18 protein-coding genes and 1 pseudogene are annotated in these 18,607 nt (G+C 66.8%); 13 read left to right on the forward strand and 6 right to left on the reverse strand.

What is annotated here, in order from left to right; translation table 11 throughout:
* Positions 1–27: 27 nt before the first annotated feature.
* The 3 genes from kce to ADE01S_RS16805 are packed head-to-tail and all read right to left on the reverse strand — an operon-like array spanning position 28 to position 2,694.
* Positions 28–963, reverse strand: a complete 936-nt coding sequence (gene kce, locus ADE01S_RS16795; protein WP_062682871.1) for a 3,5-dioxohexanoate:acetyl-CoA acetone transferase — start codon at positions 961–963, stop codon at positions 28–30.
* A complete protein-coding gene (locus ADE01S_RS16800) occupies positions 956–1,912 on the reverse strand; it encodes a 3-hydroxyacyl-CoA dehydrogenase (RefSeq protein WP_062682872.1) in 957 nt (318 codons plus the stop codon). The genes kce and ADE01S_RS16800 overlap by 8 nt, the downstream gene beginning before the upstream one ends.
* Positions 1,912–2,694, reverse strand: a complete 783-nt coding sequence (locus tag ADE01S_RS16805) for an SDR family oxidoreductase (RefSeq protein ID WP_062682873.1) — start codon at positions 2,692–2,694, stop codon at positions 1,912–1,914. Before ADE01S_RS16805 ends, ADE01S_RS16800 begins: the two co-directional genes overlap by 1 nt.
* A gap of 327 nt (positions 2,695–3,021) precedes the next feature.
* On the opposite strand from ADE01S_RS16805, the gene ADE01S_RS16810 reads away from it, so the two are divergent.
* The 6 genes from ADE01S_RS16810 to ADE01S_RS16835 all read left to right on the forward strand — a co-directional run bounded on the left by ADE01S_RS16810 (position 3,022) and on the right by ADE01S_RS16835 (position 9,489).
* Entirely contained in the window at positions 3,022–4,221 is a 1,200-nt protein-coding gene (locus ADE01S_RS16810; protein WP_062682874.1) for an ABC transporter substrate-binding protein, read from the forward strand.
* 120 nt (positions 4,222–4,341) lie between these two features.
* On the forward strand, positions 4,342–5,208 hold the full coding sequence (locus ADE01S_RS16815; RefSeq protein ID WP_062682875.1) for a branched-chain amino acid ABC transporter permease: 867 nt from the start codon (positions 4,342–4,344) through the stop codon (positions 5,206–5,208).
* A gap of 22 nt (positions 5,209–5,230) precedes the next feature.
* Positions 5,231–7,012, forward strand: coding sequence for a branched-chain amino acid ABC transporter ATP-binding protein/permease (locus ADE01S_RS16820; protein ID WP_062682876.1), 1,782 nt, complete (start codon positions 5,231–5,233; stop codon positions 7,010–7,012).
* A complete protein-coding gene (locus ADE01S_RS16825; protein WP_062682877.1) occupies positions 7,005–7,709 on the forward strand; it encodes an ABC transporter ATP-binding protein in 705 nt (234 codons plus the stop codon). Before ADE01S_RS16820 ends, ADE01S_RS16825 begins: the two co-directional genes overlap by 8 nt.
* A 20-nt stretch (positions 7,710–7,729) precedes the next feature.
* Positions 7,730–8,725: an NAD(P)H-quinone oxidoreductase gene (locus ADE01S_RS16830; protein WP_062682878.1), complete on the forward strand. Its 996-nt coding sequence runs from the start codon at positions 7,730–7,732 to the stop codon at positions 8,723–8,725.
* Positions 8,722–9,489: an SDR family oxidoreductase gene (locus ADE01S_RS16835; RefSeq protein WP_062682879.1), complete on the forward strand. Its 768-nt coding sequence runs from the start codon at positions 8,722–8,724 to the stop codon at positions 9,487–9,489. The genes ADE01S_RS16830 and ADE01S_RS16835 overlap by 4 nt, the downstream gene beginning before the upstream one ends.
* 6 nt (positions 9,490–9,495) lie before the next feature.
* On the opposite strand, the gene ADE01S_RS16840 is transcribed toward ADE01S_RS16835, so the two are convergent.
* Complete coding sequence (locus ADE01S_RS16840; RefSeq protein ID WP_062682880.1) at positions 9,496–10,155, reverse strand: thiopurine S-methyltransferase; 660 nt, start codon at positions 10,153–10,155, stop codon at positions 9,496–9,498.
* A gap of 163 nt (positions 10,156–10,318) precedes the next feature.
* Between ADE01S_RS16840 and ADE01S_RS16845 the strand changes: the two genes are divergently transcribed.
* The gene (locus ADE01S_RS16845; RefSeq protein WP_062682881.1) at positions 10,319–11,089 is read left to right on the forward strand and encodes a hypothetical protein; all 771 of its coding nucleotides are present in this window, start codon (positions 10,319–10,321) and stop codon (positions 11,087–11,089) included.
* 12 nt (positions 11,090–11,101) lie between these two features.
* Here the strand turns inward: ADE01S_RS16845 and ADE01S_RS16850 are convergent.
* Both ADE01S_RS16850 and ADE01S_RS16855 read right to left on the reverse strand, forming a co-directional pair.
* Positions 11,102–11,854, reverse strand: a pseudogene (locus tag ADE01S_RS16850) (YoaK family protein); the annotation flags it as partial.
* A 123-nt stretch (positions 11,855–11,977) separates the two neighbouring features.
* Positions 11,978–13,024: an aldo/keto reductase gene (locus ADE01S_RS16855; protein WP_062682883.1), complete on the reverse strand. Its 1,047-nt coding sequence runs from the start codon at positions 13,022–13,024 to the stop codon at positions 11,978–11,980.
* A gap of 294 nt (positions 13,025–13,318) precedes the next feature.
* Between ADE01S_RS16855 and ADE01S_RS16860 the strand changes: the two genes are divergently transcribed.
* The 6 genes from ADE01S_RS16860 to ADE01S_RS16885 all read left to right on the forward strand — a co-directional run bounded on the left by ADE01S_RS16860 (position 13,319) and on the right by ADE01S_RS16885 (position 18,596).
* The gene (locus ADE01S_RS16860; protein ID WP_062682884.1) at positions 13,319–14,284 is read left to right on the forward strand and encodes an AraC family transcriptional regulator; all 966 of its coding nucleotides are present in this window, start codon (positions 13,319–13,321) and stop codon (positions 14,282–14,284) included.
* 139 nt (positions 14,285–14,423) lie between these two features.
* The gene (locus tag ADE01S_RS16865; protein ID WP_062682885.1) at positions 14,424–15,725 is read left to right on the forward strand and encodes an alanine racemase; all 1,302 of its coding nucleotides are present in this window, start codon (positions 14,424–14,426) and stop codon (positions 15,723–15,725) included.
* 3 nt (positions 15,726–15,728) lie between these two features.
* Complete coding sequence (locus ADE01S_RS16870) at positions 15,729–16,397, forward strand: amino acid ABC transporter permease (protein ID WP_087881445.1); 669 nt, start codon at positions 15,729–15,731, stop codon at positions 16,395–16,397.
* 11 nt (positions 16,398–16,408) lie between these two features.
* Positions 16,409–17,059 carry an amino acid ABC transporter permease gene (locus tag ADE01S_RS16875; RefSeq protein ID WP_062682886.1) on the forward strand — a complete coding sequence of 217 codons (651 nt, stop codon included), beginning with the start codon at positions 16,409–16,411 and terminating at the stop codon, positions 17,057–17,059.
* Positions 17,046–17,786 (forward strand): amino acid ABC transporter ATP-binding protein, encoded by a 741-nt coding sequence (locus tag ADE01S_RS16880; RefSeq protein WP_062682887.1) that lies wholly within the window; start codon positions 17,046–17,048, stop codon positions 17,784–17,786. The genes ADE01S_RS16875 and ADE01S_RS16880 overlap by 14 nt, the downstream gene beginning before the upstream one ends.
* Before the next feature lie 24 nt (positions 17,787–17,810).
* The gene (locus ADE01S_RS16885) at positions 17,811–18,596 is read left to right on the forward strand and encodes a transporter substrate-binding domain-containing protein (protein ID WP_062682888.1); all 786 of its coding nucleotides are present in this window, start codon (positions 17,811–17,813) and stop codon (positions 18,594–18,596) included.
* Positions 18,597–18,607 lie beyond the last annotated feature (11 nt).

Genomic DNA, 18,607 nt, shown 5'->3' on the forward strand with positions numbered 1-18,607 from the left:
TTACCGCCCCGGCCGGCCGCGGCGGCATCAGAACGCGACGTTGTCCTTGCCCTTGAGGCCCAGCTTCTGGCGCGCTTCGTCCGGCGTGGCGATCTCCAGGTTCAAGGCTTCCAGGATCGTGCGGATGCGCTCCACCTGCACGCGATTGGACTCGGCCATCTGGCCCGGGCCGATCCACAGGGAATCCTCCAGCCCCACCCGCACGTTGGATCCCATGGCGGCGCCGATGGTCGCCAGCTGCATCTGCGCGCGGCCCGCGCCCAGGATCGACCATTCATACTCGTCGCCGAAGAGGCGGTCGGCCGTGCGCTTCATGTGCATCAGGTCTTCCGGATGCGGCCCGATGCCGCCGAGGATGCCGAAGACCGACTGGATGAACGGCGGCGACTTCACCAGGCCTCGATCGACGAAATGCGCCAGGTTGTACAGGTGGCTGATGTCGTAGCACTCGAACTCGAAACGGGTGCCGTTGGCGTTGCCCAGCGTCAGGATGGATTCGATGTCCTGGTACGTGTTGCGGAAAATCAGCGAGCGGCTGTTTTCCAGGTGCTCGCGCTCCCAGTCGTGCTTGAACTCCTTGAAGCGGCCCAGCATGGGAAAGAGGCCGAAATTCATCGATCCCATGTTCAGGGAGGCCACTTCCGGCTTGAAGGTGGTGGCCGGACGCATGCGTTCTTCCACCGTCATGTGCGGGCTTCCGCCGGTGGTGATGTTGATGATGGCGTCCGTTTCGTTCTTGATCCGCTCCAGGAAGGGCTTGAACAGGGCCGGGTCCTGCGACGGTTTGCCGGTCTCGGGGTCGCGCGCGTGCAGGTGCAGCACCGCCGCGCCCGCCCTGGCCGCGCCGATGGCGGCTTCCGCGATCTCGTCGGCCGTGACCGGCAGGTACGGCGACATGCTGGGCGTATGGATGGCGCCCGTCACGGCGCAGGTGATGATGACTTTCTGTTTGGGCTTAGCCATTGTCGTCTCCGTTGTTTTGCTTGTGGCGCATCAGGCGCATCAGCTTTTCATCGCGCCAGAAGCGGCGCTTGGCAAGATCTTCCGTGGACAGCAGGGAGCGCCGTTCGTCGGACAGCGTATCCACCAGTGTGCCTTCCCAGGCAACGCAATCGCCCTGGGTCGCGCCGATGGACTGGTACAGGCCGCCGTAGCGCGCGCAATAGTCGGCGATGCCGCCGGGCGCGTTCAGGTCTATGGTTTCGAACGGCCCCATGAACGACCAGCGCAAGCCGAGGCCGTCCTTCACGGTCGTGTCGATTTCCTCTGCGCTGGCGACGCCCGCGCTGACGAGGCGGAAGGCCTCGTGCAACAGCGCGCCCTGCAGCCGATTGAGGACGAAGCCCTCGATTTCGCGCTTGACCAGCACCGGTTTCTGGCCGATGGCCGTCATGACGGCGCGGGCGCCGTCCAGCGCGTCCTGGCGGGTCCAGGGGGCCGGGCATAGCTCCACGACCGGGATGAGGTAAGGCGGGTTGACCGGATGCGCCACCAGGCAACGGTGCCGGCCCGGCAAGTGCTCGGTGAACTGGCTGGCCGGGATGCTGGAGGTGGAACTGCCGATGATCGCCTGCGGCTCGGCCGCGGCATCCAGCTCCGAAAACAGCGCGCGTTTGATCTCCAGCTTCTCGGGCGAGTTCTCCTGGATGTAGCTGGCGCCCTTCAAGGCATCGCGCAGGTTGTCGGCGACGTGGACGCGCTCGATGATGGCGTCGGCGCCGGTCAGCAGGCCGTGCCGTTCGAGCTCGTTCAACTGCTGCAGTATCAGGCCGCGGGCCTCGGCCAGCATCGCCGCATGGACGTCGTACAGGCGGACGTCCCAGCCCATGCGCGCGAAGACGATGGCCCAGCCCTGGCCGATCAGGCCCGTGCCGACGATGGCGGCGCAATGCGCCGGTTCGGCGGCGCCCATCAGTAGAGCTTCTGCGTGAAGCCGTCCACCACGATGGCCTGGCCCGTGACGCTGCGGGCGGCCTCGCTGGCATTGAACAGCACCATGTTGGCGATGTCGCGCGCCGTGACCATGCGGCCGAGCACGGCCTGGTTCTCGTACTGCGCGGCGATCTCTTCCACCGGACGGCCCAGCGTCTCGGCCTTCGCCGCGATCACCGCGCGGATGCGGGGGCCTTCGACGGCGCCGGGAAGAATGGCGTTGACCCGGATGCCGTAGCCGCCCAGTTCGATCGCCAGCGACTTGGTGAATCCGATCACCGCCCACTTCGACGCCGAATACACCGAACGCCCGGCGAATCCCAGATGGCCCGCGGCCGAGGACAGGTTGATCATCACGCCCGCCTTGGATTCCTTGAGCAGGGCGATCGCCTGCCGCGCGCATAGGAACTGCCCGGTGATGTTGACGGCCAGGGTGCGGTCCCAATCGGCCTTGGACAGGGTCTCCACGTACCCGGTGGGGCCGGCCACGCCGGCGTTGTTGACGAGGATGTCCAGGCCGCCCAGCCGCTGCTTCACCGCCGCGAACAGGGCGGACACGCTGTCCTCGTCGGAAACGTCGGCGACCGCCGTATGCACGCCCGGCAGTTCCGCCGGCAGCGCGGCCAGGCGCGCTTCGTTGACGTCGCACACGAACACCGTGGCGCCCGCGTGGTGGAACACCTTGGCCATTTCCAGGCCCAGCCCATCGGCGCCGGCGGTGATCAGCACCCTTTTCCCGGCGAAATCCACTTCCTCGAACATGCGTCTGTCTCCTAGATTCTTCTGAAAAGCGCGCGTTTGATGATATACGATATATGAAAAAAACAGCGGTTATGCAAGATTCCTGGCGATGATTTCGTCCATCGGAAATTGCTATCCGATAGGGGCTCCGGCTGGCCGTAAACCCTGATCATTGCCCGCTAAGTCTTTATTCATGCGGCTTTAGGGAATTCCCCGATTCGGAGGGTTACGACCCCAACTAGAATCCAAGGCGGGATTCCATACCCGGCCGGCAGATATATCATATATTTAAAAAAAGACGGGCATCACAAAAAGTCCGCATCCCATACCGACAAAGGAGCGTAGACAGTGTTCAAGTTCAACAAAATTGTTTTGGCGCTGGGTGTGTGCGGCGCGCTGGCGGCCGGCAACGCGGCGGCAGACATGAAGGTGGGCGCCCTCTTTCCGTTCAGCGGCGCGCTCGCGCTCCTGGGCCAGGAGAGCTATCGCGGCCTGGAGCTGGCCGTCAATGAGATCAATGCCGCGGGAGGCGTGAACGGCGAAAAGATCGAGATCATCAAGGCCGATGCCGTGGACCCGACGCAGGCCGTGTCGGAAACCAAGCGCCTGATCTCCTCCAACGTGGTCGGCGTGTTCGGCAGCTACGCTTCCGGCATCTCGTACGCGGCCTCGCCCGTCACCGAGCTGGCCGGCGTGCCGTACTTCGAGCTGGGCGCCACGGCGCACAAGATCACCACGCGCGGCTACAAGTACCTGTTCCGCAGCAACCCCAACACGGCGCTCTACGGCGTGTCGGTGGTCAATGCGTTGCACGACACCATCGCGCCGGGCATGGGGCTGAACCCCAAGGAAATCAAGATCGGCATCATCCACGAGGACGGCCCCTACGGCACGGACGTGGCGGCGACCGAGAAGAAGCGCGCGCAGGAACTGGGCTACACCGTGGCCGAAGTGCTGCCCTACTCCGCCAAGGCGGTCGACCTGTCCTCGCTGATCCTGCGCCTGAAGGGCGCGAAGGTCGACGTGGTGCTGCAGACGGCCTACCAGAACGACGCCATCCTGTTCTTCAGCCAGGCGCGCGCCGCGGGCTTCAAGCCCAAGGTCGTGATCGGCGCGGGCGGCGGCTACTCGCTGGCCGACACGGCCAAGGCGGTGGGCGCGGATATGAACGGCGTGTTCGATCTGGACTTCCCGCAGGCGTCCATCAATCCGGCCGGCGCGCCGGGTCTGGATAAGTTCCTCGACGCCTACAAGGCAACCTACAAGAGCGATCCGCAATCGGGCCACAGCCTGACCAACTACGTCGGCGCCAAGGCTTTCTTCGAAGCCATCGGCAACGCCAAGTCCACGGACAAGGACAAGATCCGCGCCGCGGTGCTGGCCTACAAGAAACCGGCTGGGCAGACGGCCAACGGCTGGGCCTTCGACTTCGGCGAAGACGGCCAGAACAACGCCTCCACGTTCTATGTGATGCAGTGGCAGGACGGCAAGCTGGTCACCATCGCTCCCAGCAACCTCGCACTCGGCAAGCCCGTATTCAAAAAATAAACCCAGGCTGGCAGTGCCCGGGCGCTCGGGGGCGTCCGGCTTATCCCGGGGTTCATGCGCCCCGGCCCCGCCGACAACACGGCGAGGCCGGGGCCGCTACCCGCTCTAAGAGGTTGCAACATGGAACTATTCATTCAACTGGTCATCAACGGCCTGTTGCTGGGCGGCGCATACACCATCATCAGCCTGGGGCTGACGCTGATCTTCGGCGTGGTGCGCGTCGTGAACTTCGCGCACGGCGAGTTCCTGATGATAGGCATGTACATGGTCTATCTGATCGCCGCGCAATTCGGCGTCCATCCCTACGCGGGGCTGGTGCCGGTCGCCATCATCCTGTTCGCGCTGGGCGCGCTGACGCAGAAGGGCATCATCCAGCCGCTGCTCAACGCCGACCAGCACATCCAGATCTTCGCCACGGTGGGCGTATCCACCATCCTCCTGAATCTCGCCCTGGTGATCTTCGGCGCCAACGTCTACCGCGCGCCGGTGGAACTGGGCACCAGCGCCATCGACGTCGGCCCGTTCACCATGGTGACGGGACAGCTCATCACTTTCGCGATCGGCCTGAGCCTGGCGGTGCTGCTGCACATCTTCATGCACCGCACCTACCTGGGCCGCGCGCTGCGCGCGGTGGCGCAGCACCGCTACGCCGCCACCCTGATGGGCGTGAACGTCAATAACGTCTACGCCATCGCCTTCGGCCTGGGCACCGCCTTCGTCGGCATCGCCGCGGGCCTGCTGGCGCCGCAGTATCCGGTGTTCCCCACGGTGGGCACGTATTTCGTGCTGACGGCGTTCGTGATCGTGGTGCTGGGCGGGCTCGGCAGCCTGTACGGCGCCGTGGCGGGGTCGATGATCATCGGCATCGTCGATACGCTGGCCGGCTTCTACATCGCCCCCGACCTGAAAGAGGTCGTGTATTTCGGGATCTTCCTCTTGATCCTTGTCCTGCGTCCGAACGGCCTGTTCGGCGTCGGCACCGAGTGATCAGAGCAACAAGGAGCGAGACGTGTTTCCCGATTTTCGACATCCCAAAGCCTACGTCAGCCTCATCCTGCTGATCGTGATGTTCCTCGTGCCCGTGGTCATGGGCACGCCCTTCTGGACCAACCTTTTCGTCCTGCTGTTCGTGTTCTCGGCCCTGTCGGTGGCCTGGAACATCGTGGGCGGCTATGCCGGCCAGTTGTCCCTGGGCCACGCGGTGTTCTACGGCATCGGCGGCTATACGGCCACGCTGCTGACGCAGAACTTCGGCATTTCGCCGTGGTTCGGCATGCTGGTGGGCGCGGCGATCTCGGCGGCGGTCGCCATCCTGATCAGCTATCCCACCCTGCGCCTGCGCGGCCCCTTCTTCGCGCTGGCCACCATCGCGATCCTCGAAGTGGTGCGCCTGCTGGTCATCCACGAAGAAAGCTGGACCGGCGGCTCCAGCGGCATCAGCCTGCCGCTGAACATCGGCTGGACCTGGATCGTGTTCCGCGAAAAGATCAACTACGTGATCATCGCGTTCGGCCTGTTCCTGCTGGTGACGTGGGCCTCCTGGTACATGCGCAAGTCGCGCATCGGCCACTACCTGATCGCCATCCGGGAACGCGAGGACGCGGCGCTGGCGGTCGGCATCCACACCGTCCGCATGAAGATCATCGCCGCCGTGGTGTCGGCCATGCTGACCAGCATCATCGGCACGTTCCACATCACCTACCTGACCTTCGTGGACCCCAGCTCGGCGTTCTCGCTGGAACTATCCATCCAGATCGCCATGTTCGCCCTGATCGGCGGCCTGGGCACGGTGGCCGGCCCGATCGCCGGCACCTTCCTGGTGCTGCCCATCGCCGAACTGGCGCGCGGCTGGCTCAGCAGCGTGGGCAATGGCATGCACGGGCTGATCTACGGCCTGATCCTGGTGGCGGTGGTGCTGACCATCCCGCGCGGCCTGGCCGGCGCCTTCGGCCCGACCATCGAGCGCTGGCTGTCGCGCCTGCCCTACCTGGGCACGCCGCGCGCCAAGCGCAAGCTCGCCGACGAAGTGCGCCTGCACAGCGCCGTCCGTTCCGAACAGCCGGTGCTGAAGGCCGACAAGCTGTTCAAGAGCTTCGGCGGCCTGCGCGCGACCAACGACGTATCGCTGACGCTGAACAAGAACGAGATCCTGGGCATGATCGGGCCCAACGGCGCCGGCAAGACCACGGTGTTCAACCTGCTGTCGGGCTTCCTGTCGCCGGACAAGGGCGGCATCTCGATGCTGGACGCCGAGGGCAACTGGGTCACCTGCAAGACGCCCGACGAGTTCGCGCACCAGGGCCTGGGCCGCACGTTCCAGATCGCCAAGCCCTTCACCGGCCTGACCGTGCTGGAGAACATCATGCTGGGCGCGTTCATCCGCACGTCCGACCGCGACGAGGCCGAGCAGATCGCGCTCAAGGTCGCGGAACAGACCGACCTGGTGAAGTACCTGAACACCGAGGCGCGCAGCCTCACGGTGGGCGGGATGAAGCGCCTGGAAGTCGCGCGCGCGCTGGCCATCAAGCCGCGCATCCTGCTGCTGGACGAAGTCATGGCGGGCCTGAACCCCACCGACATCGAAAAATCCATCCAGATGATCCGCCGCATCCGCGACTCGGGCGTGTCGGTGCTGCTGATCGAACACATGATGCAGGCCACCATGGCGCTTTCGGACCGCATCATCGTGCTGAACGAAGGTGCCGTGCTGGTCAGCGGCGCGCCCAAGGACGTGGTCGAGAACCCCGCCGTCATCGAGGCCTATTTGGGCAAGGAGTACCAGGATGCTTAAGGTTTCGAACCTGTCGGCCGGCTACGGCAAGAGCCAAGTGCTCAACGGCCTGAACTTCGAGGTCAATGCCGGCGAGATCGTCACACTGATCGGCGCCAACGGCGCCGGCAAGACCACCACCCTGAAGGCCCTTTGCGGCGTGATCGGCGCGATGGAGGGCAAGGTCGAATTCGAAGGCCGGGACCTCACCAACCGCAAGCCCTACGACATCGTGGACGCCGGCATCACCATGATCCCGGAAGGCCGCCAGCTGTTCCCGCATTTCACCGTGCGCGACAACCTGCTGATGGGCTCGTACAAGCGCGCCGCCCGCCCCATCGTGCAGCGCAAGCTGGACGAGGTGCTGGGCATCTTCCCGCGCGTCCGGGAACGCCTGAGCCAGTACGCCGGCTCGCTTTCCGGCGGCGAGCAGCAGATGGTGGCGATCGCGCGCGGCATGATGGCCGACCCCAAGCTGCTGGTGTTCGACGAGCCTTCGCTGGGCCTGTCGCCGCTGCTGGTGCAGCAGATGTTCGACATCATCCGCGACGTCACCTCGCACGGCGTGACCGTGCTGCTGGTGGAGCAGAACGTGTTCCGCACGCTGCGTCTGGCCGATAGAGGATACGTGCTGGAAAACGGCGCCATCGTGCGCACCGGCACCGGCGCCGAACTGCTGAGCGACCCTCACGTGAAAAAAGCCTACCTGGGCCATTGATTACCAAGGAACGATTGTTTATGTCTTTACGCTGCACATTCATCGACCACGGCAAGGGCGGCCCGCCCGATTGCATGGGCATCGCCGAGCGCGACATGGAGTCGCCTGTCGGCCGCCAGGTGTTGATCGAAGTGGCCTATGCCGGCGTCAACCGCCCGGACGTGCTGCAACGCTCGGGCTCCTACCCGCCGCCTCCCGGCGCCTCGCCCTACCTGGGGCTGGAAGTATCCGGCACCATCATCGCCACCGGCCCCGAGGCCACCGCCTGGAAAGTGGGCGACCAGGTCTGCGCGCTGACCCCGGGCGGCGGCTATGCCCAGTACTGCCTGGCCGACGAGCGCCATTGCCTGCCGGTGCCGCGCGGCCTGGACCTGCTGTCCGCCGCGGCCATCCCGGAAAACTACTTCACGGTCTGGACCAATGTGTTCGACCGCGCGCGCCTGTCCGCCGGCGAACGGTTCCTGGTGCACGGCGGTTCCAGCGGCATCGGCCTGACCGCCATCCAGCTGGCCCGCGCGTTCGGCGCCGAGGTCTGGACCACCGTCGGCAACCAGGCCAAGGCGCAGGCCTGCCTGGCGGCGGGCGCGCACCACGCCGTGCTCTACCGCGAGGCCGACTTCGAGGCCGAAGTGCGCGAGGGCAGCGGCGGCCCCGGCGTGGACGTGATCCTGGACATGGTGGGCGGCGCCTACATCAACAAGAACCTGCGGCTGCTCGCCGTCAATGGCCGGCTGGTGCAGATCGCTTTCCTGGAGGGCAGCAAGGCCGAAATCGACGCCATGCCCATCATGACCAAGCGCCTGCAGTTCACCGGCTCGACGCTGCGTCCGAGATCGGACGAGGACAAGGGAAAGATCGCCCAGGCCCTGGCCGAGAAAGTGGTGCCGCTGATGGAGCAGGGGCAATGCCTGCCGCTGATACATAAAGTGTTCCCGCTGTCGCAGGCCGCCCAGGCGCACGCCTTGATGGAAAGCAGCGCCCATATCGGCAAGATCATGCTGAAGGTGGCCGCATGAGCGCGCGCTTCCAGGATCAGGTCGCCATCGTGACCGGGGCGGTCGGCGGCATCGGCTCGGCCATCGTCGAGGGGTTCCTGGCCGAAGGCGGCCGCGTGGGCCTCATCGATTTCAATTCGCAAGGCGGCCAGGCCTACGAGAAGGCGCTGCGCCAGCGCGGCCACGAGGCCTGCTTCGTACATGCGGACGTTGCGCGCTTCGAGGAGTGCCAGGCCGCCTATGACCGCATCACCCGCGACCTGGGCCCCGCCACCATCCTCGTGAACAACGTCGGCATCTCGCCCAAGACGGACGGACGCGCGCTGAAGGTCTGGGAGATGCCGCCGAAGGAATGGGAAACCGTGGTCTCGGTGAACCTGAACAGCGTGTTCTACATGACGCACCTGGCCGCGCCGCACATGGTCAAGCAGCGCCAGGGCCGCGTGATCAATATGTCCTCGGTGGCCGGCAAGGCGTATTGCGACATCGTCGCCGCGCATTACGCGGCGACCAAGGCCGGCTTGATCGGCCTGACCCGCCACTGGGCGGCCGAACTGGGCGAACACCAGGTAACGGTAAACGCCCTGGCGCCGGGCCGCATCAGCACGCCCTTGCTGAAGACCGTGCCCAGGGAGATCAACGACGCCGTGGCGCAGGTGACCGCCCTGCGCCGCCTGGGCACGCCCGAAGAAGTGGCCGACGCCTGCCTGTTCTTCGCGTCGGACCAGGCGCGCTTCGTCACCGGCCAGGTGCTGGACGTGGCCGGCGGCTGGCTGATGACCTGAAACGCCTCAGGGCTGGACGCCGAGGTGGTAGACCACCGTGTCCAGCCGGCTGACGCCCGCCGCGAGGAACTTGGGTTCCTTTTCCAGGATGTCGCGGCGGTCGATGATCCTGGCGGGCGACACGCCCTCGAACACCGCCTGCACCTCGGCGTCGACGACCGAGAACGGGGGCCCCGCCATCTCTTCCTGCGGGTAGTCCAGCGTGATCAGCAGCCCTTGGTAGGCGCGCGACAGTTGGCCATAGACGTGGCGCACGTAATCGGCGCGCATGGCCTCGGGCAGCGCCACGAGGGCCGCGCGGTCGTAGGCGCCGACGCAATGCGACAGGATCTGGGCGTCCAGCTTGAAGATGTCGCCGCAGATGATCTCGATATTGCCGGCGACGTAATGCTTGCCGTAGATGGACTGGTGCGTGAGCGGCTTGAGCTCGTTTTCGTCGAAGAACTGCTCCACCGCCAATTGCGACAGTTCCACGCCCAGCACGGGGTTGCCCTGCGCGGCGAGCCAGATCATGTCCAGCGACTTGCCGCAAAGCGGCACCAGCACCCTGCCCTCCTTGGGCACGCCCAGGGTGGGCCAGTATTTCTGCAGCAGCGGCGTGACCCGCGATTGATGAAAGTGCGTGCGACCTTCGCGCCAACGCTCCAACCAGAATTCCGCGTCCATACCTAGTCAGCTCCTCCTATGAGTCCGCATCGCGCCGCGCTCTTCGGGCCGGCGGCATGGCGCCTTCGTCCCGTTCCTGTGGCTTGCGCTTGCGGGTGTGCCGCATTGTAGTCCGCCGGCGCGCGGGTTCCCCTTGCGCCGCGACTCGGATATCGTTGCGGCCATGTCCCCGAAACGCCGCTCGCTGCTGATCCTGCCCATTTCGCTGCTGTGCGCGCCGCCGCGCCTCCTGGCCGCGCCCGAAGGCCGCGCCGCGATCATCCGCCAGGTCTTCAAGACGCCGCCCGCCGCGGTGCCCTACGGCCCGGACCACGCCGCGCTGATGCGCCTGCTGCGGGTGCTGTGGGTGCCCGTGGAATCCGGGGCGCCGGGCATCGAGTTCGAGGATCCCCTGGGCCCGGATTCCCTATCCGTGGCGCGGGCGGCGCTGAAAACCTCCGACGACGCGCTGGCCGTCCGGCGCCTGGCGGAGGTGGGGCTGCTGGTTCCGCGCTACGTCGAGACCCTGGGCAAGCTGGCGCCGGGCCGCTACGCCCTGCCCGCGGGGCTGGCGCCGGCCTACGACTTCCCGGAAAGCGGCGTGGACGCCGAGGGCCGCTTCACGCTGCGCCAGGAGCACCTGACGCTGCTGCGCGCCGCCAACTGGCGGACGGTGGACCGGCATTCGATCGAATCCGTGCTGCGCGAAGGCGATCGTTACTGGCCCATGCCCTATATCGACGGCAAGCGGCCCTATGGCAACAGCAGTTATTACCAGGTCGATATGGCGCGCCTGCTGGGAGAGCCCTATCCGGTGGACGCGAAGGGCTATGCCATTGCGGATCCGGCCAAGGATGCCCGCCTGGAGCGGCTGCACCGCGAAACGTTGGCCGCGCTGCAGGTTTTCCTGGCGCACTCCCTGGCGCGCGGACCGGCCCGGCCGTCGCGCCGCTGAGGCGCGCTAGGCGCGCCCGAGGAAGGCCCGGATATCGTCCACGATAGGCACCACGGCCAACAGCATCAGCATCATCGCCAGCGGCAAGGTGGAACCGAAGCCGAAATGGAAAAAGGAATAGGCCCCCGTGACGCCGCCGACGAAGAACAGCGCGACCAGCAGGCTCAGCACGGTGAGCTTGCCGCGATCCGCCCTCACGGGCGGGGTAGCGTGCGCGCCGGCCTGGGCCACGTTCCAGTAGAACAACTTGCCCAATTCGATGCCGATGTCGGTCACCATGCCGGTCACGTGCGTAGTGCGGATCTCCGAGCGCGAGACTTTGGTGATCATCGCGTTCTGCAGGCCCATGATGTAGCAAAGCAGCATGACGGTGCCCGGCACGTAGAACCACCGCAGGGTTTCCAGATTGGCGCCGAGCAGGCCGAAGCCCACCAGCAGCACGGCTTCGTACAACAGGGGCAGCGCGTATTCGCTGGCCAGGCGCGAGCGGCGCCCGAAGTTGATCAGGAAGGCCGAGCTGGCCGCGCCCGCCAGGAAGGACAGCAGCGCCGCCAGGCCTTGCAGGAATACGATCACGCTGCCCAGCGCCATGTGATCGGCCATCATCGAAACGATGCCGGACATGTGCGAGGTGTATTGCTGCACGGCCAGGAAGCCGCCGGCATTGACGGCGCCGGCGGTGAAGGTCAGGAAGTAGGCCAACTGCCGGTTGGCCTGTGGGCTGCGGCTCACGGCCGTCAGCCGGCGCAGGAAGGGAATAGCCACGCGGGTCCTCGAATATCAGCACGCACTCGAAACGAGCCTGACATTCTAGGTCCTCCGCGCGCGGCCGCCGCCGGCCGGTGCCCCGCGGCCATGACGGACGGGGAGCCGACCTTCGGAATCGTCCTATTCGGCGGCCGATTCGCTCAGCTGGCGCAACCGGTATTCGCCTTGGCGCGCGTGCATCCAGCCCGGATATTCCGGCGGCAGGGCGCTGACCTGGTCCAGCGCCGCCAGGTCGTCCTCCGTCAGCCGGATGCCGACCGCGGCCAGGTTGTCGTCCAGCTGATCCACGCGCTTGGCGCCGATGATGACGCTGGTTACGGCCTTCTGGTGCAACAGCCAGGCCAGGGCGACTTGCGCCACGGACACGCCGCGCGCCTCGGCGATGCGCCGCAGGACGTCGATGCTGTCATAGGCGCGGTCCTGGTCCACGGGCGGGAAATCGAACTGGGCGCGGCGGCTTCCGGCCTCGGCCTTGCCGTCGCGGGCGTACTTGCCGCTGAGCAAGCCCCCTGCCAGCGGGCTCCAGACCATCAGCCCGACGCCCTCGCTTCGCAGCATGGGCACGATTTCGCGCTCCAGGTCGCGGCCGGCGATCGTGTAATAGGCCTGCAGCGACTCGAAGCGCGCCAGCCCGAGGCGCTCGGCGATGCCCAGCGCTTTCATGATCTGCCAGGCCGCCCAGTTGGAAACGCCGACGTAGCGCACGTGCCCCTGTTGGACCAGGTTATCGAGGGCCCGGACCGTCTCCTCGACCGGCGTGGCCGGATCGAAGCCATGGATCTGGTAGAGGTCGATATGGTCCAGCTGCAGGCGCGACAGGCTTTTCTTGACGCCGTCCATGATGTGCGCGCGCGAATTGCCGCGGGCATTGACGCCGGCGCCCGTCTGGCCGAATACTTTGGTGGCGATGACCACGTCGTCGCGCGCCACTTTCAGGTCGCGCAGCGCCTGGCCGGTGATGATCTCGGAACGGCCTTCGGAATACACGTCCGCCGTATCGATGAAATTGACGCCGGCGTCCAGCGCGCGGCCGACCAGCCGGTTGGCGTCTTCCTGCTGCAGGCTGCCGATCTTGCTCCACAGTTCGCCCTCGCCGCCGAAGGTCATGGTTCCCAGGCAGAGTTCCGAAACGAACAGGCCGGTGCTTCCGAATTTCTTGTACCGCATGATGGGCTCCTTTCAGGCCGCGGCGGGCGGTCTGCCTGCCGGGTTCGGAACAGTATGCGTCCGGGCAAGGGCGCGCGCGCTGCTCGATACTGTCCGCTTTCTGCCTGATCCTGCAGCGATGTTCCGTCCCCGTGGCGGGGGCGCCCATTCCTCCGATTTTTTTGCCCGATTCTCCGCGCCATGGCTCGGCGCCGATCGGCATCGCCTCGCTTGGGCCTACACTGGGAACCGCCTGATCCTCTGCTGCCTCGACGGCCCCCGCGCGCCGCGCGGCCCGCCCCCGGAGTGCCCCCCATGCCACTGACCCACGACGCCCTTTCCGCCGATCGCGCCGCCCCGCCGGCCCCGGCCGACTACGAACCCGCGCGGCGCGAACTGCTCTGCACGCTGGAGCGCATGACCGGCGACCTGGAAGGATCCCTGGACACGCCCATCGAAGGCCTGTTCCTGCACCGCATCTCGCAGCCGACCGGCGCCAAGCCCGGATTGCAGCGAGCCGCGCTGGCCGTGATCGCGCAAGGATCGAAGCGCCTGCTCATCGGCGACGAGACGTTCGAGTACGACCCCTTCCATTACCTGATTTCCTCGGTCGACCTGCCGGTGGTGGCCAAGGTGTCCGTCGCCAGCCCGGCCCTGCCCTATCTGGGCCTGCGGCTGGACCTGAACCCCGAGGAAATCACGGAGCTGATCAGCGACGAGAACCTGCCGCCACTGGTTCCCGTGGAAGCCGCCCGCGCCCTTAGCGTGAACCCGCTGGGCGGCGCGCTGCTGGACGTGGTGCTGCGCCTGCTGCGGCTGCTGGACTCGCCGCGCGACATTCCCATCCTGGCTCCCATGGTCAAGCGCGAACTGCTGTACCGCCTGCTGATGAACGGCCAGGGCGTGGTGCTGCGCCAGTCCGTACTACAGGACAGCCAGCTCAACAGGGTGGCCAAGGCCATCCGCATCCTGCGCGACAACTACGCCCAGCCGCTGCGGGTGGAGGAGATTGCGCGCGACGTGCACATGAGCGTGTCGTCGCTGCATCACCATTTCAAACAGGCCACGGCGATGAGCCCGCTGCAATACCAGAAGCAGCTGCGCCTGCAGGAGGCGCGCCGGCTCATGCTGACCGATGACGCCGGCGTGGCCCTGGCGGCGCATGCCGTGGGCTACGAAAGCTCGTCCCAGTTCAGCCGGGAATACAGCCGCCTGTTCGGCGCGCCGCCGCTGCGCGACAAGCAACGCTGGAAAGACGAAACCGCCCTGGCGGCCGCCTGAGAGGCCGGCGCCACGCCTAAGGGATAGCCCTAATTCTTGTTTTGACAACGTTACCATTAGACTGCGACCTCCATATGACAACGTTGTCATATCCCGTTTTTTCCCAGCTTTCCTCCCAGTTTTCATATTCGGCGGCCGCATGAATCCCTTCCTGGAAACCCTGCTCGATACTCCCCTGGACGACACCTACCGGGGCGTTCCGCCCGGCGAGGCGGCGGTTGCGCTGCGCGCCGTGGCGACCCGGCAATGGCAGCCCAGGAGCGGCAACATGGCCCTGCCCGTGCTGACGATGGACGAAGCCGCCTTCGCCCACAACGTCGAACAGATCTTCGGGTACGTGCGCAGCCACGGGGCGGCGCTGGCGCCCCACGCCAAGACGCCCATGTCGCCGCAGATCGTGCAGCGCCTGCTCGATGCCGGCGCCTGGGGCGCCACGGTCGCCAACCTGCAGCAGGCTGCCGTGCTCCTGCGCGCCGGCGTGCGCCGGCTGATGCTGGGCAACGAGATCGGCGGCGCCGCCAGCGGCGCCCGCCTGGGCAAGCTGCTGGCCGCCTACCCGGATGCCCGGATGCTGATGTTCGCGGATTCGGCCGATAGCGTGCGCTCGCTGGCCGCCGCGGCCGGCCATGCCGGAAGCCCGGTGGAGGTCCTGGTGGAAGTCGGCGGGGGCCGCGCCGGCGCCCGCGACGACGCGGCGGTCGAGGCCATCCTGGAGGCCGTCGCCGCCCAAGGCGGCAAGCTCGCGCTGGCGGGCGTGGCCACGTACGAAGGCGCGGTCGCCACTTCGGATCCGGCCGTCACGGCCAGGCAGATCGCCGCCCTGATGGAGCGCGCCGCACGGGCGTTCCAGCAGGTTCGCGCGCTCGCGCCGCAAGCGCCGCTGGTGTTCACCGCCGGCGGCTCCGCCTTCTTCGACCAGGTCACCCAGGCCGCCAAGCCGCTGCTGGCGCAGGACGGCAACGCGCTGCTGGTGCTGCGCAGCGGCGCCATCTTCTTCCACGATCACGGCACGTACGAGCGGGCGCTGAGGGCCATGGACGCCCGTTCGGGTTTCGAGATCGACGGCCAGGCGCGCCACGCCGCAGCCGATTTCCGCCCGGCCCTGCGCCTGTGGGGCGAAGTGCTGTCGCGCCCGGAACCGGGCCTCGCGATTTGCGGATTCGGCATGCGCGACGTGTCCTACGACCAGGACCTGCCCGTGCCGCTGGCCGCCTTCCGCGACGGCGCCCCCCTGCCCGGCTGCGATCCGGAAGGTCGCGTCACCCGGCTGAACGACCAGCACGCCTTCCTGGCCATCTCGCCCGACAGCGCGCTGGCCCCGGGCGACGTGGTCGAGTTCGGCATTTCCCATCCTTGCACCTGTCTCGACCGCTGGCGCGTGTTCTTCGGCCTGGACGCCGAAGGCCGCGTGCAGTCCGCCTACCGCACGTTCTTCGGGTAAGCCATGCAGCAGCTGAATTTCCAACAGATCTGGCGCTATCGCGAACAGCTCTGGCAAGGCATGCAGGTCACGCTGGAACTGACGGCCATCGCCGTGATCGCCGGCCTGGCGATCGGGCTGGCCGGCGCCCTCCTCACCCGCCATGGCCCTAATCCGGTCAAGCTGGCCCTGCGCGGCTACGTCGAGGTATTCCGCAACACGCCCTCGCTGATCCAGCTCTTCATGGTGTTCTTCATCCTGCCCGGGCTGGGCCTGCGCATGCCGCCCTTCGTGGCCGCGGCGGTGGCGCTCAGCCTGTATTTCGGCGCCTATGCAATTGAGATCCTGCGCGCCGGCCTGGACTCCATTCCGCGCAGTCAGATCGAGGCCGGCCATTGCCTCGGGCTGAGCAGCTGGCAGGTGTACCGCCACATCGTGCTGGCGCCCGCCCTGCGCAACGTCTATCCCGCGCTGGGCACGCAGCTGGTCATCCTGCTGCTGGGAACGTCGCTGGCCTCGCAGGTTTCCGCCGAGGACCTGTTCCATGCGGGCAGCTTCATCGAAAGTCGCACCTACCGCAGCTTCGAAGTCTACGCGGTGATCTGCGGCATCTATTTCACGCTGGTGCTGATCGTCAAGGCCGTGCTGGCACTGGCCGGCAGCCTCGCGTTCACCTGGCCCGTGCGCCGCTAGGAGCCGACAGCATGCGTACGTTTTCCCTGAGCGATTTCGCCTCCCTCGTGAGCGCGCTGCAATGGACGGTGGCGCTGGTGCTGATCGCGCTGGCCATCGGCGCGCCGCTGGGGCTGGGGCTGGCGCTGATGCGCGGCCACCGCGCCGCGCCGGTGCGCTGGCTGGCCGCCGCCCTGCAACAACTGGTCCAGGGCGTTCCGCTGCTGGGCCTGCTGATGTTCTTCTACTTCGGCATGCCGGTGTTCCTCGGCGTGGAGGTGCCGGCCCTGACTGCCGTCAGCGTCGCCTTCGTCATCTATACGGCGGCTTTCCTGGGCCAGATCTGGTACGGCGGCATCCAGGCGGTCAAGCATGAGCAGTGGGAGGCGGCTGCCTGCCTCGGCCTGTCCAAGTGGCACCAGTTCCGCCACGTGATCGCGCCTCAGGCGCTGCGCCTGTCGCTGCCGCCCACCGTGGGCTTCCTGGTCCAGCTGATCAAGGGCACTTCACTGGCGTCGGTGGTGGGTTTCGTGGAGCTGGCCCGCGCCGGCCAGATCGCCAGCGCCGCCACCTTCCAGCCCCTGCTGGTGTATTCCTGCGTCGCGTTGCTCTACTTCGCGGCGTGCCTGCCCCTGACGATATGGGCGCGTAACCTGGAGGGCCGTATCCATGGCGCTCGTTGAAGTATCGAATGTCCACAAGCGCTTCGGCGCCAACGCGGTGCTCAATGGCGTCTCGCTCGACGTGAACGAAGGCGAGATCGTCACCATCATCGGCCGCTCCGGCTCGGGCAAGTCCACCCTGCTGCGCTGCCTGAACGCGCTGGAAACCGTGGATGACGGCGATATCCGCATCGGCGGCGAGCGCGTCCACGCCGGCATGCCCGGGCTGCGCCAGTTCCGCCAGCGCGTGGGCATCGTGTTCCAGCAGTTCAACTTGTTTCCGCACCTGAACGTGGAACGCAACATCACGCTCGCCCCCACCCTCAACGGCAAGATCCCCCGCTCGCAAGGCCGCGCGCTGGCGCTGGAGGTACTGCGCCGGGTCGGGCTGGCCGATAAGATCGACGCCTATCCCGCCCTGCTGTCGGGCGGCCAGCAGCAGCGCGTGGCGATCGCCCGCTGCCTGGCGATGGCCCCCGAGCTGATGCTGTTCGACGAAGTCACCTCGGCGCTGGATCCCGAACTCGTGGGCGAGGTGCTGAAGGTCATGGAAGACATGGCGCGCCAGGGCATGACCATGGTGCTGGTGACCCATGAAATGGCATTCGCCCGCAACGTCGCGTCCAAGGTCGTCTTCATGCACCAGGGACGCGTGTGGGAACAAGGCCCGCCCGCCGAACTCTTCGCCAATCCCCAGACCCCCGAGCTGCGCCAGTTCATCGGCACGGGCTCGCCTTCCACCCACTAAGGCATCCGCCACTGGAGTCATCGCATGAAACTGTTCGCCAAGCTGGCCGCCGCCGCGGCCGTCTGTCTCTCCCTGGCCGCGCCCGCCGCGGCCGCCGACAAACTGCAGGACGTGCTGGGCGCCGGCAAGCTGCGCGTCGGCGTCCTGATGGATGCCGCGCCCTGGGGCTTCAAGGATGCCAAGGGCGAGGCCGCCGGCCTGGACATCGACATGGCCAAACTGATGGCCGCCGATCTGGGCGTGAAGCTGGAGCTGGTGCAGGTCACCGGCGCGAGCCGCATTCCCAGCCTGCTCGCGGGCAAGGTCGACGTGCTCATCGCGGCGGCCGGCGCCACGCCGGAACGCGCCCAGCAAGTGATGTTCTCGCAGCCTTACGCGGCCGTGAACCTGGGCGTCTACGGCGGTGAAGGGCTGCCGCAGGCCAAGACGGTGGATGACCTGAAGGGCCGCAGCATCGCGGTCGCCAAGGGCTCCACGCTGGACATCTGGCTGACCGACAACGCCCCGGGCGCCAAGCTGGTGCGCTTCGAGGACACGCCCTCCGCCGTGGCGGCCTATCTGGCCGGCCAGTCGGAATCGTTCGCGGAGAACAGCGCCATCGCGCTCAAGGTCGCCGAGGACAACCCCGGCAAGGCGCCCCAGCTGAAGTTCCTGATTCGCCAGTCGCCGGCGCACGCCGCCGTGCAGCAGGGCCAGCAGAACCTGCTGAACTGGATCAATACCTTTCTCTTCGCCAACCGCCTGAACGGCAAGCTGGCGGGGCTGCAGGAAAAGTGGTTCAAGGAAGCCCAAACCCTGCCGCTGATGTAAGCCCGCCCCGC

Source organism: Achromobacter denitrificans NBRC 15125 (genome assembly GCF_001571365.1).
GTDB lineage: Bacteria > Pseudomonadota > Gammaproteobacteria > Burkholderiales > Burkholderiaceae_B > Achromobacter > Achromobacter denitrificans.

Coding starts and splice junctions, on each gene's coding strand:
- ADE01S_RS16880 (WP_062682887.1), top strand. CDS start 17,046: ATGGCGCTCGTTGAAGTATCGAATGTCCACAAGCGCTTCGGCGCCAAC.
- ADE01S_RS16800 (WP_062682872.1), bottom strand. CDS start 1,912: ATGGGCGCCGCCGAACCGGCGCATTGCGCCGCCATCGTCGGCACGGGC.
- kce (WP_062682871.1), bottom strand. CDS start 963: ATGGCTAAGCCCAAACAGAAAGTCATCATCACCTGCGCCGTGACGGGC.
- ADE01S_RS16870 (WP_087881445.1), top strand. CDS start 15,729: ATGCAGCAGCTGAATTTCCAACAGATCTGGCGCTATCGCGAACAGCTC.
- ADE01S_RS16830 (WP_062682878.1), top strand. CDS start 7,730: ATGTCTTTACGCTGCACATTCATCGACCACGGCAAGGGCGGCCCGCCC.
- ADE01S_RS16875 (WP_062682886.1), top strand. CDS start 16,409: ATGCGTACGTTTTCCCTGAGCGATTTCGCCTCCCTCGTGAGCGCGCTG.
- ADE01S_RS16825 (WP_062682877.1), top strand. CDS start 7,005: ATGCTTAAGGTTTCGAACCTGTCGGCCGGCTACGGCAAGAGCCAAGTG.
- ADE01S_RS16815 (WP_062682875.1), top strand. CDS start 4,342: ATGGAACTATTCATTCAACTGGTCATCAACGGCCTGTTGCTGGGCGGC.
- ADE01S_RS16855 (WP_062682883.1), bottom strand. CDS start 13,024: ATGCGGTACAAGAAATTCGGAAGCACCGGCCTGTTCGTTTCGGAACTC.
- ADE01S_RS16865 (WP_062682885.1), top strand. CDS start 14,424: ATGAATCCCTTCCTGGAAACCCTGCTCGATACTCCCCTGGACGACACC.
- ADE01S_RS16835 (WP_062682879.1), top strand. CDS start 8,722: ATGAGCGCGCGCTTCCAGGATCAGGTCGCCATCGTGACCGGGGCGGTC.
- ADE01S_RS16885 (WP_062682888.1), top strand. CDS start 17,811: ATGAAACTGTTCGCCAAGCTGGCCGCCGCCGCGGCCGTCTGTCTCTCC.
- ADE01S_RS16860 (WP_062682884.1), top strand. CDS start 13,319: ATGCCACTGACCCACGACGCCCTTTCCGCCGATCGCGCCGCCCCGCCG.
- ADE01S_RS16840 (WP_062682880.1), bottom strand. CDS start 10,155: ATGGACGCGGAATTCTGGTTGGAGCGTTGGCGCGAAGGTCGCACGCAC.
- ADE01S_RS16845 (WP_062682881.1), top strand. CDS start 10,319: ATGTCCCCGAAACGCCGCTCGCTGCTGATCCTGCCCATTTCGCTGCTG.
- ADE01S_RS16805 (WP_062682873.1), bottom strand. CDS start 2,694: ATGTTCGAGGAAGTGGATTTCGCCGGGAAAAGGGTGCTGATCACCGCC.